13 protein-coding genes are annotated in these 16,544 nt (G+C 66.0%); 4 read left to right on the top strand and 9 right to left on the bottom strand.

All coding sequences use genetic code 11. The features are described from left to right. Positions 1–92 precede the first annotated feature (92 nt). The 6 genes from treZ to glmS form a co-directional block, all read right to left on the bottom strand. On the bottom strand, positions 93–1,841 hold the full coding sequence (treZ, locus tag J7I79_RS13460) for a malto-oligosyltrehalose trehalohydrolase (RefSeq protein ID WP_214953857.1): 1,749 nt from the start codon (positions 1,839–1,841) through the stop codon (positions 93–95). Continuing rightward, entirely contained in the window at positions 1,838–4,216 is a 2,379-nt protein-coding gene (gene treY, locus J7I79_RS13455) for a malto-oligosyltrehalose synthase (RefSeq protein ID WP_214953855.1), read from the bottom strand. Before treY ends, treZ begins: the two co-directional genes overlap by 4 nt. Next, positions 4,213–6,465: a glycogen debranching protein GlgX gene (gene glgX, locus J7I79_RS13450; protein ID WP_214953853.1), complete on the bottom strand. Its 2,253-nt coding sequence runs from the start codon at positions 6,463–6,465 to the stop codon at positions 4,213–4,215. Before glgX ends, treY begins: the two co-directional genes overlap by 4 nt. Positions 6,466–6,554: 89 nt before the next feature. Further along, positions 6,555–8,081, bottom strand: coding sequence for an NAD(P)H-hydrate epimerase (locus J7I79_RS13445; RefSeq protein WP_214954305.1), 1,527 nt, complete (start codon positions 8,079–8,081; stop codon positions 6,555–6,557). 55 nt (positions 8,082–8,136) lie between these two features. Beyond that, a complete protein-coding gene (locus J7I79_RS13440) occupies positions 8,137–8,484 on the bottom strand; it encodes a holo-ACP synthase (protein ID WP_011692749.1) in 348 nt (115 codons plus the stop codon). Between the two features lie 5 nt (positions 8,485–8,489). Further along, positions 8,490–10,382 (bottom strand): glutamine--fructose-6-phosphate transaminase (isomerizing), encoded by a 1,893-nt coding sequence (glmS, locus tag J7I79_RS13435; protein ID WP_214953851.1) that lies wholly within the window; start codon positions 10,380–10,382, stop codon positions 8,490–8,492. A gap of 134 nt (positions 10,383–10,516) precedes the next feature. Here glmS and coaA point away from each other — a divergent pair, with 134 nt between their 5' ends. The 3 genes from coaA to mscL all read left to right on the top strand — a co-directional run bounded on the left by coaA (position 10,517) and on the right by mscL (position 12,921). Then, positions 10,517–11,482: a type I pantothenate kinase gene (gene coaA, locus J7I79_RS13430; RefSeq protein ID WP_214953849.1), complete on the top strand. Its 966-nt coding sequence runs from the start codon at positions 10,517–10,519 to the stop codon at positions 11,480–11,482. 5 nt (positions 11,483–11,487) lie between these two features. Then, positions 11,488–12,429 (top strand): M15 family metallopeptidase, encoded by a 942-nt coding sequence (locus J7I79_RS13425; RefSeq protein ID WP_214953847.1) that lies wholly within the window; start codon positions 11,488–11,490, stop codon positions 12,427–12,429. Positions 12,430–12,525: 96 nt separating this feature from the next. Further along, positions 12,526–12,921, top strand: coding sequence for a large conductance mechanosensitive channel protein MscL (mscL, locus tag J7I79_RS13420; protein WP_214953845.1), 396 nt, complete (start codon positions 12,526–12,528; stop codon positions 12,919–12,921). Positions 12,922–13,009: 88 nt separating this feature from the next. On the opposite strand, the gene glmM is transcribed toward mscL, so the two are convergent. The 3 genes from glmM to rplM form a co-directional block, all read right to left on the bottom strand. Continuing rightward, a complete protein-coding gene (gene glmM, locus J7I79_RS13415) occupies positions 13,010–14,368 on the bottom strand; it encodes a phosphoglucosamine mutase (protein ID WP_214953843.1) in 1,359 nt (452 codons plus the stop codon). 163 nt (positions 14,369–14,531) lie between these two features. Next, positions 14,532–15,038: a 30S ribosomal protein S9 gene (rpsI, locus tag J7I79_RS13410; RefSeq protein WP_104172070.1), complete on the bottom strand. Its 507-nt coding sequence runs from the start codon at positions 15,036–15,038 to the stop codon at positions 14,532–14,534. Positions 15,039–15,076: 38 nt separating this feature from the next. Then, entirely contained in the window at positions 15,077–15,520 is a 444-nt protein-coding gene (gene rplM / locus J7I79_RS13405) for a 50S ribosomal protein L13 (RefSeq protein ID WP_078027203.1), read from the bottom strand. A 334-nt stretch (positions 15,521–15,854) separates the two neighbouring features. On the opposite strand from rplM, the gene J7I79_RS13400 reads away from it, so the two are divergent. Then, positions 15,855–16,538 (top strand): A24 family peptidase, encoded by a 684-nt coding sequence (locus J7I79_RS13400; protein ID WP_251042806.1) that lies wholly within the window; start codon positions 15,855–15,857, stop codon positions 16,536–16,538. Positions 16,539–16,544: the final 6 nt, after the last annotated feature.

The raw sequence follows: 16,544 nt of genomic DNA, 5'->3' as shown, positions 1-16,544 counted from the left end.
TGACGCAGGCTACACCCCCTAAAGCCCGTGTTACGCCGCGGGCTGACACAAACAGCCCGCGGCGAAACAGGAACTACAAACAATACCGGCGGCTACGCCCTCACAATGGCGGCGCTCCAGGGGGCCAAGGCAAGCGAGGCGCCGTCCGGCCGTGTCACCTCGTCGGTGGAGAGCAGCAAGGTTCCTCCGACGTCGTCAAGCTTGACCGCCTGCTCCGAGAAGTTCAGCGCCACGTGCACGTCTCCGCGCCGGAACCGCAGCCAGCCCTCCTCTTCGCTGTAGTCCACCGCGGTGTCCGTGAACCCCAGGCCTGCCAGTTCCGGGGTGCTGCGCCGCAGTGCGGTCAGCGACCGGTAGAGGTCCAGGAAGCGGGCATGGTGGCCCTCCGCGGCCTCGTCCCAGTTCAGTTTTGAACGCCGGAAGGTTTCCGGATCCTGGGGGTCAGGCACGACGGCGGGATCCCACCCCATGCGCTCGAACTCCTTGATGCGGCCTTCCGCCGTCGCCTTGCCCAGCTCGGGCTCGGGGTGGGACGTGAAGAACTGCCAGGGCGTGGTGGCGCCGTACTCCTCCCCCATAAAGAGCATGGGGGTGAACGGGGACGTCAGCGTGAGGACCGCCGCCAGGGCCAGCTGGCCGTAGGACAGCGACTGGGACAGCCTGTCGCCGGTGGCGCGGTTGCCGATCTGGTCGTGGTTCTGGCTGCACACCACCAGTGCGGCAGGATGCACCAGCCCGGTGTTGATGGGCCGTCCGTGGTGCCGGCCGCGGAAGCTGGAGTAGCTGCCGTCGTGGAAGAAACCGGTGCGCAGGACCTTGGCCAAGGCGCCCAGCGAATCGAAGTCGCTGTAGTACCCCTCCGTCTCCCCGCTGATGTTCACGTGGACGGCGTGGTGGAAGTCGTCGCTCCACTGCCCTTCCAGCCCGTACCCGTTGACGTCCCGGGGATACAGCAGGCGGGGGTTGTTGAGGTCCGACTCCGCGATCATGCTGATCGGCCGGCCGGTTTCGGCGGACACGGCATCGCCGAGGGCGCCGAAGTCCTCCAGGAGATGGACCGCGCGCTCGTCCTTGAAGGCGTGCACGGCGTCGATCCGCAGCCCGTCCACGTGGTAGTCGCGGAGCCACATGGCCGCGTTGTCGAGGATGTAGCGGCGGACCTCGTCTGACCCGCCCCCGTCCAGGTTGACCGAGTCGCCCCAGGTGTTCCCCTCCCCCGACTTCAGGTAGGGCCCGAAGCGCGGCAGATAGTTGCCGCTGGGGCCGAGGTGGTTGTACACCACGTCCTGGATGACGCCCAGGCCCGCGGCGTGCGCGGCGTCCACGAAGCGCTGGTAGGCGGCGGGCCCGCCGTAGCCCTCATGGACGGTGTACCAGAGGACGCCGTCGTAGCCCCAGTTGTGGGTGCCGTTGAAGCCGTTGACGGGCAGCAGTTCCACAAAGTCGACGCCGAGCTCCTTGAGGTAGCCCAGCTTTCCGGCCGCGGCCTCAAGGGTGCCCTCGGGAGTGAAGGTGCCGATGTGCAGCTCGTAGATGACGGCGCCCTGCAGCTCCCGGCCCGGCCAGTTCCCGTCCGCCCACTCATGGGCGGACGGGTCAAAGGTGCGGGACAGGGAATGGACGCCCGCCGGCTGCCGCCGGGACCGGGGATCCGGCAACGGCGTGGTGTCGGTCCCCGGCAGGTAGCCGTAGTCAACGTCGCCGTCGGCGGGGGCAGCCGGAGCTGTCCACCAGCCCCCGCCGCGTTGGCTCATCGGATATTCAGAGCCGCCCGCCAGCAGGGTGATGGCGCTGACATCGGGTGCCCAGATATCGAAGCGATTGCTTGCAGTCGTCGTCATCCGTCGTTCTCCGATCGTTCGGAACTGGCAGAGGTGGCAGGAACGAGCAAGGCAACGGGGTAGCTGGCCAGGACGTCCGCAACGGACACCTGCCCGCGCCCGAAGCTGGTGCCCGTCAGCTCATCGGTCATTGCAACGGGCAGGGTAACGGTGGTGTCCTGCCAGCCGCCGGCCTGTTCCAGCCGGCGCGGCAGCCTGGTGGCCAGCGTGACGGCACCGGCTGAGCCGGTCGCGGTGGCGGTTTCCGAGCCAGCGGAACCCGTTCCGCGGCTGAAGGCCACCAGGTGCGCCGCTGCCGGGCCGGCCGCGGCGACTGCCGCGTAGCCGGTGAAGAGCTCCGGCCGGTCGCGCCGGAGCCGGAGCGCCCGTGAGGCCACCAGCAGCTTGGCAGCGTCATCCTGGTACGATGCCGGACGCTCGCCGGCGTCCAGTGCGGCCAGTGCCCGCTGCCTCGCGGCAAAGTCGACGGTCCGCCGGTTGTCCGGATCGGTGAGGGAACGGTCCCAGAACTCAGTGCCCTGGTAGACGTCCGGCACCCCGGGCATGGTCAGCTGCACCAGTTTCGCGGACAGCGCGTTCGCCGCACCGTACGGCTCCAGGAGGGCCACGAAGGACTCCAGCTCCGCACGGACCTCCGGGTTATCGAAGACGGAGTCGACGGCGGCTGCCAGCTTCTGCTCGAACGCTTCGTCCGGGTCGAGCCAGTCAGTCGAATTCCCGGCCTCGCGGGCTGCCTTGGTGGCGTACTGCTGCAGACGTTCCCGGGAAGCGGGCCAGGCACCGGCGATGGCCTGCCACAACAGGCTGGAGAGCGGCCCGTCAGGCAGCGGGGCCAGTTCCTGCAGCCTGGTCAGTACCTTGTCCCACTCCCCGACGAACTCGGAAATCACCGAAATCCGGGCCCGGGTGTCCTCGCTGCGCTTGGTGTCGTGCGTGCTGAGCGTTGTCATGGACAGCGGAAGTTCGGCTTCGCGCCGTTCCATCCGGCGGTGGAATTCCGAAGGAGCGAGAGCGAACTCGGTGGGATCGGCGCCCACCTCGGTCAGGGTCCCCAGCCGGGTGTAGCGGAAGAAGGCGGTGTCCTCCACCCCTTTGGCCATCACCATGCCGGACGTCTGCTGGAACCGCTGCGCCAGCGCCGAACCGGAGTCCAGCAGCAGCGGCTGCAGCAATTCCACCGCCTGCGCCAGGTCGGGCCGGTTCCGCGCAGCCAGGCTGCAGGCCTCCTTCAGGACTTCCTCCCCGAACGGAAGGTAGGTCCGGTACACCGGAAAGGCGGCAATGATCTCGGACAGCGCGTCCGCCGCAGGGCCGGCGTCGGGTTCCGTTCCCGCCGGAATCAGCCGTCCCAGCCGCAGGATCTCCGAGTGCAGGATGCCGTCGGTGATCCTGCGCTTGGTCCCGCGTATCATCTCCTCGTAGTCGGCGGATTCGCCGCCGCGTAGCCTGCCGTCGAGCTGGTCCAGGGCCGTCTGGGCCTCGGGGTCGACGAAGAGCCGGTCCACGTCCGCCAGTGCGTCGTAGCCTGTGGTCCCTTCGCATTCGAAGGAGGACGGAAGCTCCTCCCCCGGTTCCAGGATCTTCTCGACCAGCAGGTAACTGCCGCCGGTCGCGTCGCGGAGCCGCCGGAGGTAGCCCTCAGGGTCCGCCAGCCCGTCCGGATGGTCGATCCGGAGGCCGTCCGCCAGCCCCTCGCGGAACCAGCGCACCACTTCCTCGTGCGCCTCGTCGAACACCCGGGGGATTTCCACCCGGATGCCGGCCAGCGTATTGACGGCGAAAAAGCGGCGGTAGTTGAGCTCGTTGTCCGCGCGGCGCCAGCCCACGAGTTCGTAGTGCTGGCGGGCGTGGACGTCGCGGGGGTCGTCCCCTTCGGAGTAGCTGCCGTCCGCCAGCGGGAACCGGTGGTCGTAGTAGCGGAGTTCGCCGCCGCGGATTTCCAGCTTGTCGAGGTCGTCGTCGCTGCCCAGCACGGGCAGGCGCACGCGGCCGCCGGCGAAGTCCCAGTCGACGTCGAAAGCCTCGGCGTAAGGGGACTGTTTGCCTTCCTTAAGGAGGGACCACCACCAGGGGTTCTGGTACGGCGACGCCACGCCAACGTGGTTGGGCACAATGTCCACGAGTACGCCCATGCCGGCGTCCCGGGCTGCCCGGGATACCGCCTTCAGCCCTTCCGGGCCGCCGCGGTCGGCGTCGACGGCGGACGGATCGGTGACGTCGTAACCGTGGTCAGATCCCTTTTCGGCCGTCAGGATCGGCGAAAGGTAGATCCAGTCCACGCCCAGCGACTTCAGGTAGGGCACCGTGGCGGCAGCGTCCTGGAGCGTGAACGAGGGGCGGATCTGGAGCCGGTAAGTGGAGACCGGCGTCTTCATGAGTCCACCGGCTTCCTCTTGGTTTTCTTGACTTGCCCCGGCTCCGCGATCATGGGGCTGGTCAGCGCCGCAGTCTCGCTGGTGGAGGTCTGGGACAGTGCCGCGAGCGAGGCCGCCACAGAGTGGTCCGGCTCGACTTCCGGGGTGCTGTGCGCGCGGAGTACCACCAGGGACTTGGCGTCGACGGGCAGGACGCCGCCTGCTTCGACGGGTTCGGTGTCAGCGTTGTGTCCGGCGGTGTCGATGATGACGTCCCAGGCCCGGGCGTGTTCGTCGGATGGCAGGGTGAACTTCACTTCTTCGACGTCCGCATTGAAGTACAGCACGAAGTTGACGTCGGTGATCCGCCGTCCCCGCTCGTCCAGGCCCTGGATGCCATCACCGTTGAGGAATACGCCGATGGACCGGCCCAGGCCGCTGTCCCAGTCATCGGGCTTCATCGTGGAACCGTCAACGTCCAGCCATTCGATGTCCGGAAGCCTTTCTCCCTCGCCGCGGAGCACCGGCCTGCCGTCGAAGAATTTGCTGCGGCGGAACGTGGGGTGCCTGTGCCGGAGTGCGTTGACGGCGGCCGTGAACTCCACGAGCGGCTGGTCCACGTTGTCCCAGTTGATCCAGGTCAGTTCGGAGTCCTGGCAGTAGCCGTTGTTGTTGCCCTGCTGGGTGCGGCCCAGTTCGTCGCCGTGAAGCAGCATGGGGACACCCTGGGACAGCAGCAGCGAGGCGATGAAGTTGCGCTGCTGCCGCGCTCGGAGGGCCAGGACCTTGGGGTCGTCGGTGGGGCCTTCGGCGCCGCAGTTCCAGGAACGGTTGTGCGATTCGCCGTCGTTGTTGCCTTCGCCATTTGCGTCGTTGTGCTTCTCGTTGTAGGACACCAGGTCCGACAGGGTGAAGCCGTCGTGGGCTGTGACGAAGTTGATGGATGCCACCGGCCGGCGTCCGGAATGCTCGTAGAGGTCGGCGGAGCCGGTGATCCTGGACGCGAACTCGCCCAGGGTGGACGGTTCTCCCCGCCAGAAGTCGCGGACGGTGTCCCGGTATTGGCCGTTCCATTCCGTCCACTGCGGTGGGAAGTTACCCACTTGATATCCGCCGGGGCCGACGTCCCAGGGTTCGGCAATGAGCTTGACCTGCGACACCACGGGGTCCTGCTGGATGAGTTCGAAGAAAGTGGACAGCTTGTCCACGTCGTAGAATTCGCGGGCCAGGGTGGAGGCGAGGTCGAACCGGAAGCCGTCCACATGCATTTCGGTGACCCAGTACCGCAGGGAATCCATGAGCAGCTGCAGGGAGTGGGGGTGCCGGACGTTGAGCGAGTTACCGGTGCCCGTGTAGTCCATATAGTGCTTCTCGTCGCCGTCCATCAGCCGGTAGTAGGCGGCGTTGTCGATGCCCTTGAAGGACAGCGTGGGGCCCAGGTGGTTGCCTTCGGCGGTGTGGTTGTACACGACGTCGAGGATCACTTCGATGCCTGCCTGGTGCAGCGAGCGGACCATGGCTTTGAAGTCCTGGACCTGCTGCCCGACGTCCCCGGTGGAGCTGTAGGTGTTGTGCGGGGCGAAGAACCCGATGGTGTTGTAACCCCAGTAGTTGTTGAGGCCCTTGTCTTCGAGGATGCCGTCGTTGACGAACTGGTGCACGGGCATGAGCTCGATCGCGGTGACGCCCAGCTTCTGCAAGTGGGAGATGGCCGAGGGGTGGGCCACGCCGGCGTAGGTGCCGCGCTGCTCCTCCGGAACCTCGGGGTGCAGCTGGGTCAGGCCCTTGACGTGGGCCTCGTAGATCACCGATTTGTGGTACGGCACGCGGAGGGCGTGATCGCCGTTCCAGTCGAAGAACGGGTTGATCACTACGCCCATCATCATGTGCGGCGCGGAGTCTGCGTCGTTGCGGGAATCGGGGTCGCCCATGTTGTAGGAAAACAGCGCGGGATCCCAGTCGATCTGGCCGTGCACGGCCTTGGCATACGGGTCCAGCAGCAGTTTGTTCGGGTTGAACCGGTTTCCGGAGTCGGGATCGTACGGCCCGTGGACCCGGTAGCCGTATTTCTGCCCCGGCTGGATGTGCGGCAGGTAGCAGTGCCACACGTAGCCGTCTACTTCAAGGAGCTCGATCCGCGACTCAACACCGTCGTCGTCGAAGAGGCACAGTTCCACCTTGTCGGCTCGTTCGCTGAACAGCGCAAAGTTCGTTCCTGTGCCGTTAAAGGTGGCTCCCAGCGGGTACGCCGATCCGGGCCAGACTTCCATGTGTACTCCTCGTGCGTGACGAATAAATCTCTAGACAGACTACTAGTAAGTAGGATTACTATTAATTTCCCGCGCTTGGCGGCCGATCGTTACAGCGTCCGCATCACCTCGGGCACGTAGTTGGCGATCGCGCCGGCGGTCACAGGGCCGCCGGCTGAGGCAAGGATCCCGGCGCGGCCGTGCAGGCTTGCCGCCATGGCGCCGATGGCCGCCCAGCGCTCGTCCGGATCGATGCCCCGCGCAGTGAAGCGTCCGACGTCGGAACCCAGTTGCGCCATCAGCGCCCCAATGATTCCGGCCAGGACGTCGCCGCTGCCGGCCGTGGCAAGCCAGGGTGTGCCGTCCGCCTGGCTGTAGAAGTCCTGGAAGGGCGAGGCCACAAGCGTGGTGGCACCCTTCAACAGGATCGTGGCCTCGGTCAGGCCCGCGGCCTGTCGCACGGCGGCAAGCGCGGAGGCCTCCACGGCGGAGCGGTCCAGCTCCGCACCGAGGCGCCCCAGCAGCGCTGACAGCTCGCCGGCGTGGGGTGTCAGAACAACCTGCGGGGCCAGCACATCGGGAAGTGCCGGCAAGGCGCCGGCGTCGGCAATGGTCGGCAGGCCCGAATCGGCGGCGTCACGCGCACGCTGCAGTTGCTGCCCATCGGCCTCGTCCAGGCCGCAACCCACCAGCCAGGCCTGGACGTGGGCTTCAGCCACGGTCCCGGTGCTGCAGACCACTTCCGGGCAGGCCTGGCGGACCAGGTCAGCGACTTCCGGCGGCCCGAGGTAGCGCACCATGCCCACACCCGCGGCCAGTGCCCCCCGGCAGGCAAGCACGGCTGCGCCGGGATAGGTGGCTGAGCCGGCAACAACGCCGAGCACCCCGCGGGAGTATTTGTGCGCGCGCCTGGCCGGCCGGGGCAGCAGGGCGCCCAGGTCCTCGACTTCGAGCCGCCGCAGCGCCGGCCACGGGAGCCGCTCTTCGATGCCGATGGGGATGACCAGCACCCGGCCGGAATAGTCCGCGCCGGGATCGGAAAGGAGGCCGACTTTTGCACCGCCGAAGGTCACCGTGACGTCCGCCGGAAGGACCGGGTCATGGGCCTCACCGGTGTCGGCATCCACGCCGCTGGGAACGTCGCAGGCCACCACGAAGCCGTCGTTCGCAGTCCGCAGCTTCCCGACGAGGGACGCTGCGGCGCCGCGCAGTCCGCCCCGGGCTCCGGTCCCCAGCACCGCGTCAATCACGACGTCGGCACGGGCGGTTAACGCTGCCAGCTCACCGGCGTTGTGGTCGGTGAGTGTCAGGACGCGGCCGCCTGCCCGTTCGAAGGCGGCAAGGCCTTCCGGGTGGGCCTCCCCTGCCGTGAGCACCGCCGTCGTACGCATTCCACGGCCGGCCAGGAAAGTGGCGGCGAACAGCCCGTCTCCGCCGTTGTTGCCCTTGCCCGCCAGGACCGCAACACTCGCCCCGTAGCGGCGGATGCCACGCGACGTGAGTTCACGGACCACGGCGTTGGCCAGCCCGTAGGCGGCCCGCTGCATAAGAAGAGCGCCGGTGCCAGCGCCCAGGCTTGCCTGGACAAAGCGCTGTTCGGCCTCCCGTATTTGGGTTCCGGTGTAGGCGCTGATCATGTTCAGTCCAATCGGTGCTGGGTCCACGGCAGGGCTGTCAGGGTGAAAGGCCGCGTCAGCCCTCCGCGAGGACGGTCGCCGTGGCGATCCCGCCGTCGTGGCTCATGGACAGGTGCCAGCGCTTGACGCCCTTGGACTCGGCGACGGCCAGCACGGTGCCCTTGACCTGGATGGTGGGGCCGTTCTGGTCCAGTCCGATCCAGCAGTCCTGCCAGTTCATCCCGGCGGGAGCGCCCAGGACCTTCGCCACCGCTTCCTTGGCCGCAAAGCGCGCGGCCAGGGAGCGCGTGTTCAGCTCACGCTCGGCCGGGACGAACAGCCTGTCCCGGAGCCCGGGGGTCCGTTCGAGCTGCCTGCCGAACCGTTCAATGTCTACGACGTCTACGCCAATGCCAACAATCATGCGGCTTATTCTACGGTCACGCTCTTGGCCAGGTTGCGTGGCTGGTCCACGTCGTAACCCTTGGCCGTGGCGAGTTCGAGGGCGAAGATCTGCAGCGGCACGGTGGCCAGCAGGGGTGCCAGGAGCACGGGTGTCTCCGGGATGTAGAAGACGTGCTCGGCGTAGGCCTTGACCGCTTCGTCGCCTTCCTCGGCGATGACGATGGTCTTCGCACCGCGGGCCCGGACCTCCTGGATGTTGGAGACCACCTTGGCGTGCAGCGAGTTCCGGCCGCGCGGGGAGGGAACCACCACGAACACCGGCTGGCCTTCCTCGATCAGGGCGATCGGGCCGTGCTTGAGCTCGCCGGCGGCAAAGCCCTCGGCGTGGATGTAGGCCAGTTCCTTGAGCTTGAGCGCGCCTTCCATGGCCACCGGGAACCCGACGTGGCGGCCCAGGAACAGCACCGACTTGGCCCCGGACATGGACCGGGCCAGTTCCTTGATCTCGTCCACGTGATCCAGGACCTGCTGGATCTTCGCCGGGACCTTGGCCAGGTCGGCCAGGATGTCCTTGATCTCGCCCTGGAACTTGTTGCCGCGCAGCTGTGCCAAATACAGGCCCAGCAGGTACGCGGCGGTGATCTGGGCCAGGAAGGCCTTGGTGGACGCGACGGCGATCTCCGGACCGGCGTGGGTGTACAGCACGGCGTCTGATTCACGCGGGATGGTGGAGCCGTTGGTGTTGCAGATGGAGAGGGTCTTGGCGCCCTGTTCCTTGGCGTACCGGACGGCCATCAGGGTGTCCATGGTCTCGCCGGACTGGGAGATGGACACAATCAGCGTGTTCTCGTCCACGATCGGGTCCCGGTAGCGGAACTCGTGGGAGAGCTCCACCTCGGTGGCGATCCGGCACCAGTGCTCGATGGCGTACTTGGCCACCTGGCCCGAGTACGCGGAGGTGCCGCAGGCGAGCACGATGATCTTGTTGATCTTCTTCAGGTGCTCGGGGTCGATGCGCATTTCATCGAGGGTCAGCTTGCCGTCCAGGTCCGAACGGCCCAGCAGGGTGTTGGCGACGGCGTCGGGCTGGTCGTGGATTTCCTTTTCCATAAAGGACGGGTAGCCGCCCTTCTCGGCCGAGGCCGGATCCCAGTCAACATGGTATTCCTTGCCCTGGGCAGGGGCGCCGAAGAAGTCGGTGATCTCCACGGTGTCCGCGGTGATGGTCACGATCTGGTCCTGGCCCAGTTCCACGGCGCGGCGGGTGTAGTCGATGAAGCCGGAGACGTCCGAGCCGAGGAAGTTCTCGCCCTCGCCCAGGCCCACCACGAGCGGGGAGTTGCGCCGGGCGGCGACGACGACGTCGGGCTGGTCCGCGTGCACGGCCAGCAGGGTGAAGGCGCCTTCCAGGCGCTGGCAGGCAAGCTGCATGGCCTTGGCCAGGCCGCCGTTGGAGGGGTCACCGCCCAGCTTGTTCCGGAAGATGTCGCCCAGGAGCACGGCGGCCACCTCGGTGTCCGTTTCGGACGCGAACGTGGCGCCGCCCTGGAGCAGTTCGAGCTTGAGCTCGGCGAAGTTTTCGATGATGCCGTTGTGGATCAGGGCCAGCTTGCCGCCGTCGGCCAGGTGCGGGTGCGCGTTCTGGTCCGTGGGGCCGCCATGGGTGGCCCAGCGGGTGTGGCCGATTCCGGTGACGGAATCCGGCAACGGCCGCTCTTCCAGTTCGGTGAGCAGATTGCTCAGTTTCCCGGACTTCTTCCGGGACGAAATGGTCCCGTCCGCCACCACAGCAACGCCCGCGGAGTCATATCCCCGGTACTCCAGGCGGCGGAGTCCCTCAAGGACAACGTCCAACGCGCCGTGGCCAACATTTACCCGGCCTGACGAATGGCCTACGTATCCTACGATTCCACACATAGAGGCAAGCTTATATGGCGGAGCGGGCCGCCGGCGTCGAACGCGGCCTCCTTGACGGGTCGCAAGCCGTCCTTTACGGCCCTTAGGGCGGCATCCATTTCGCTCTCAGCGTCGCGCGGGGCAGAATCTCTTAGGTGACTTTGCAACGCAATGAAGCGAACGGAGAGGGAGTCTCCCCGTTCGTGGAGCTGGACAGGCAGACCTGGTCCCGGCTCGCAGCCCAGATGGAACAGCCCCTGAATGAAGAGGACGTGGTCCGTCTCCGAGGGCTCGGCGATCCGCTGGACATGAAGGAAGTCCGCGAAGTCTACCTGCCGCTCTCCCGGCTGCTTCACCTCTATGTGGAGGCCGCGGGCCAGCTGCACGCCGCCACCACGACGTTCCTCGGCGAACAGACGCAGCGCACCCCGTTTGTGATCGGCGTGGCCGGTTCCGTGGCCGTAGGCAAATCCACCATCGCCCGCGTGCTCCGAGAGATGCTCCGCCGCTGGCCCGGCACCCCCAACGTGGAGCTCATTACCACGGACGGGTTCCTGTATCCCCTGGCCGAGCTCAAGCGCCGGCACCTCCTGGAGCGCAAGGGTTTCCCGGAGTCCTACGACCGCCGCGCACTCCTGCGGTTTGTGAGTGAGATCAAGGGCGGCGCGGAAGAGGTCCGGGCCCCCTGGTACTCCCACGTCACGTACGACATCGTGCCCGGCAAGGAAGTGGTGGTCCGCCGCCCGGACGTGCTGATCGTGGAGGGCCTGAACGTCCTTGCCCCGGCACGTCCCCGCCACGACGGCAAGCAGGGGCTGGCGCTGAGCGACTTCTTCGACTTCTCCATCTATGTGGACGCGAAGACCTCCTACATTGAGGAGTGGTACGTGGACCGGTTCCGCAAACTGCGCACCACTGCCTTCGCCCAGCCGGAGTCCTACTTCCACCGCTATGCGACCCTTTCCGACGATGAGGCCGAAAGCACCGCCCGCGACATCTGGAAGCGCATCAACGAGCCCAACCTCGAGGAAAACGTCCTCCCGACGCGGGGCCGGGCGCAGCTGGTGCTCACCAAGGAAGCAGACCATTCCATCCGCCGCATGCTACTGCGGAAGGTCTAGCACACATGTGCCACAACTGTGCTGCAACGGCCGAATCTGGCTTGGCCGCCGGAACCTTGCCGACCGCCGGGACTGTGCCGAGCAGGAGGTCCGTCGCCAAGCTTCTGGCGCTTGGCGCCGGGCTGACTGCGCTGGCAGCGTGCACGCCCGACGGCGGGACCCAGCCGCCGTCGTCGTCCTCCCCGCCCGGAACCTCCGCCTCCGTCTCGCCGGTGTCAGCGACGCCGTCAGCAGGGCCGGGGACGTCCACTGCTCCCGCCACTGAACCGGGGACAGCAGCGGCGCCCGCGCCGGCAACCACTTCCGCGCCGACGCCCACCTCGCCTGCGGCGGGGCTGGCGAAGCAGCATTCCCTGACGGATCCCGCCAGCCCGTGGCTGGTGGTCAACAAGCACCGCCCGCTCTCCCCCGCCGATTATGTACCGGCGGATCTGGTTCAGCCGAACATTGCACTGGCAGTTTCCGGCGAAGCGGCACAGTTGAACAGCACGACGGCGGCCGCCGCGGAACAGATGTTCGCCGCGGCCGCGCGGGACGGCGTGACCGTGACGCTGGCCAGCGGTTACCGTTCCTACGGCACCCAGGTGGCGACGTACAACAGCTATGTTGCGTCCAGGGGCCAGGCCGAGGCGGACACGGCCTCGGCCAGGCCGGGGTTCTCGGAGCACCAGACCGGCTGGTCTTTTGACATCGGCGACGGCGGCGGGGCCTGCAGCTTCCAGCCGTGCTTCGCTGATCAGCCTGCCGCGGTGTGGGCCAAGGCCAACGGGCACCGCTTCGGCTTCGTGGTCCGGTACCCGTGGATGCTCCACGAGATAACGGGCTACTACTACGAGTCCTGGCATCTGCGCTTCATCGGGGTGGAGGCCGCGACGGACATGGCTAACCGCGGAATCGCGACGCTCGAGGAGTACTTCGGGCTGGAAGCGGCGCCGGGGTATTTGTAGGGGCGAACCTGGCGACAGCCAGGTGACGGGCGACACACCCCGCGAAATTACCTGGCTGTCACACCATGTTTACGGGGCTGCATTAGCTTGGAAGCTATGTTGACCGGATTCAAGAATTTCATCATGAAGGGCAACGTCGTAGACCTTGCCGTCGCCGTGGTCATGGGTGCCGCCTTCGGCGCCGTCGTGACCTCAATCGTTGAAGGCTTGCTGACTCCGCTGATCGGCCGCCTGTTCAGTGCCAAGGGCATCGAAGAGATGCAGTGGGAGGGATTCATGTACGGGTCCGTCATCTCCTCCATCATTTCGTTCCTGCTGGTGGCCGCCGCCATCTACTTCGTGGTCATCATGCCCATGAACCACATGATCGAACGCCGCAACCGCCGGCTCGGTATTGGTACCGAAGTCAAGGAAGAGGCCGCCGAAGACCCTCATATCGCACTCCTCACGGAAATCCGGGACGAGCTTAGGAGCGGCAGTCGCCGGGCGTAGTTTTCCATTATGACGAAAGTGGTCCGCCTCCGGCTGGAGGCGGACCACTTTTGTTTGGTTCTCGAGTGCTGTGTCAGATCGTGTTGGCTCAGACGGCCGGTGCAACCGCCAGGCGTTCCTCCACCACGGCAGCGAGCCGCTTGCAGATACGCTCCGCGGTGGGCATGTCGGCGGCTTCCACCATCACGCGGACCAGGGCCTCGGTTCCGGAAGGCCGCAGGAGCACCCTGCCGGTGTCGCCCAGTTCCGCGGAAGCCTCAGCCACTGCGGCGAGGACTCCCTCGTCGGTGCCCGCCCGCGCCTTGTCCACGTTTTTGACGTTGATCATCAGCTGCGGGAGCTTGGTCATGACGGTGGCCAGTTCTTTCAGCGGCCGGCCGGTGAGCGCCACCTGCGCTGCCAGCTGCAGGCCGGTCAGGAGGCCGTCGCCCGTGGTGGCGTGATCGGCGAAAATAACGTGTCCGGACTGTTCGCCGCCCAGGTTGAATCCGCCGTCGCGCATTTCCTCGAGGACGTAGCGGTCCCCCACGGCAGTTTCGCGGATGCTGATGCCCGCATTGCGGAGGGCGATCTTCAGGCCGAGGTTGCTCATGACGGTGGCCACCAGGACGTTGTCCTTGAGTTTTCCGGACTCCTTCAGCGCCACGGCGAGGATGGCCATGATCTGGTCGCCGTCCACTTCGTTGCCTTCGTGGTCGATGGCCAGGCAGCGGTCGGCGTCGCCGTCGTGCGCGATGCCTAGGTCGGCACCGTGCTCCACCACGGCCCGCTGAAGGGCGCCGAGGTGGGTTGAGCCCACGCCGTCGTTGATGTTCAGGCCGTCGGGCTCCGCACCGATAACCACAATCTCAGCGCCGGCGTCGTTGAAGAGCTGCGGGGAACAGCCGCTGGCGGCGCCGTGGGCGCAGTCCAGGACGATCTTCAGCCCGTCGAGGCGGTGCGGGAGGGTGCCCAGCAGGTGGACGATGTAGCGGTCCTCGGCGTCGGAGAAGGTCTGGATGCGGCCCACGTCGCTTCCTGTGGGCCGGAACGCGTCCTTGCCCATCTGCGCCTCGATGGCGTCCTCAACCTCGTCAGGCAGCTTCTGGCCGCCTTTGGCGAAGAACTTGATGCCATTGTCCGGAGCAGGGTTGTGGGAGGCGGAGATCATCACGCCGAAATCTGCTTTGAGGTCGGCAACCAGGTACGCGGCTGCCGGTGTGGGAAGCACGCCGGCGTCATAGACGTCGATGCCTGAACTGGAAAGTCCCGCCGAGACGGCCGCGGAGATGAACTCACCGCTGGCACGCGGATCGCGGGCCACCACGGCGCGCGGCCGGGCACCGTTCGTAGTGCGCTGGTGGCCGAGTACGACGGCGGCCGCTTGCGCCAGCTGCATTGCCAGCTCTGCTGTGAGCAGGCCGTTTGCCAGGCCCCGGACACCATCTGTTCCAAATAATCTAGACATCGGGTCAAGTTTAGACGATGGACCCGGCGGCGCTGACTTTGGCTCGCGCCGAGGCGGGCATTGGCGCTCCCTGCCCGGCCGTTATTGCTCCCGGGAGCAATGGTGCTTTAAGCGACGGAAGCCCGCCCCGCCAAATGGCGGGACGGGCTTCCGGTAAGCGGATTTAGCGCTTGGAGTACTGCTGAGCCTTACGGGCCTTCTTGAGACCAGCCTTCTTGCGCTCGATGACGCGTGCGTCACGGCGGAGGTAGCCGGCCTTCTTCAGGGTGGCGCGGTTGTTCTCGGTGTCGATCTCGTTCAATGAACGGGCGATGCCGAGGCGCAGGGCACCGGCCTGGCCGGAAATGCCACCACCGTGGATGCGTGCGAAGACGTCGTAGGCACCATCCAGATCAAGGATCTTGAAGGGCTCGTTGACATCCTGCTGGTGCAGCTTGTTCGGGAAGTAGTTGGCCAGCTCGCGGCCGTTGATGATCCACTTGCCGGTACCGGGCACGATGCGAACACGTGCAACGGCTTCTTTACGACGGCCAACTGCGGCGCCGGCAACGGTCAGTGCCGGGCGCTCCTTCTTGGGCGCTTCTGCTTCCGCAGGACCGCTTTCCGAGGTGTAGCTGGTCAGGGTTTCCTCAGCCGCAACGGCTTCGGTGGTCTCTTCGTTCTGAGCCACGGTTCTCCTTGTATAGATAAGTTGTTTGGTGGCCAGGACTACTGGGCGACCTGGGAAATTTCGAAAGTCTTGGGCTGCTGAGCGGCGTGCGGGTGCTCTGCACCGCGGTAAACCTTCAGCTTGCCCAGCTGCTGTGCAGCGAGGGAGTTCTTGGGGAGCATGCCCTTGATGGCCTTCTCCACGGCGCGAACCGGGTTGGATTCCAGCAGCTCCGCGTAGGTGACGGAGGTCAGGCCGCCCGGGTAGCCGGAGTGCCGGTAGGCGCGCTTCTGCTCGAGCTTGGCGCCGGTGAGGGCAACCTTCTCGGCGTTGATGATGATGACGAAGTCGCCCATGTCCATGTGGGGAGCAAAGGTGGCCTTGTGCTTGCCGCGCAGCAGGATTGCGGTCTGGCTGGCAAGACGACCAAGGACAACGTCGGTGGCGTCAATGACGTGCCACTGGCGGTTGATATCGCCGGGCTTCGGGGTGTACGTACGCACGGTGTTTGCCTCGTTCTTGTTCTGGCGTTCTTGTTTAGGTGTCACGTAAGCGTGTGCACCTACTATCTATGCGCTACCGGAACAGAGGTGAGGGCTCTATGAATCCAGTGGTCCCGGAGTCTCGAATGTGCCCGAGGAGTAGTTATCCTGCAACCGGATTCTCAGCGGGCACGCATCATCGAGAAAGGACACGCACAACGACTATCAAGAATAGCGGGTATAGAGGCCGCTGGTCAAAATAGGCTCTAGGTGGCCAGCCTGCGCCGGTCCTGATGCTCGGATCCGGCGCTTAGGACCACGAGTGACTCCGAGCTTAGGTGCCCCGTTGACTGAAATGCCCCCGGCTCCCCTGTTGGTAATTCTGTGCGCCCTGCTGGGGCTGGCCACAGCGCCCCTCGCTTTGGCGTTAACGCGGCGGTTGCTGCCCGCCGTGGAGTTGGCGCAGGTCCGATGGCAGAGCATCGCAAGTTTTTCGGTCACGGCGCTGCTGTTTGCCGCGATGGCCTGGCGATTCGGCTGGTCGTGGGTGCTGCCGGCGTTCCTTTTCCTGTGTGCAGCCGGGCTAGTGCTATCTCGGATTGACCTCCAACACAAGTTGTTGCCCAACAGGATCGTCCTTCCGACGCTTGGAATTGGATTTGTGCTGCTGCTTCTGGATGCCGGCATGAACCAGCGATGGGGAAATCTGCTCGCGGCGGTCATTGGATGTGCCGTAACCTTCGTGATTTACCTGATTTTGGCCCTAATTTCTCCCCGCGGAATGGGTATGGGGGACGTCAAGCTATCGGCGCCACTTGGTTTGTACTTGGGCTACCTCTCTGTCGGGCATTTGATACTGGGTATAGCCCTTGGTTTTATTGTGGGCGCTGTTAGCAGTGTTCTTCTTGTTACAAGCGGATTGGCGGGGCGGAAGACCGCGTTACCGTTCGGACCCTCCATGTTCCTGGGCTGCGTCTTGACGGTGCTGTGGGGCGTCGACATCGGGCACATCGTCCTGCCTACGGTGTTCCCGCGCTAGCAGTTT

Origin of the sequence: Arthrobacter sp. ISL-69 (assembly GCF_018613775.1) — a bacterium.
Taxonomy (GTDB): Bacteria; Actinomycetota; Actinomycetes; order Actinomycetales; family Micrococcaceae; genus Arthrobacter.
Note: the sequence above shows the minus strand (reverse complement) of the source record. Positions and strands in the feature narration are given on the sequence as shown.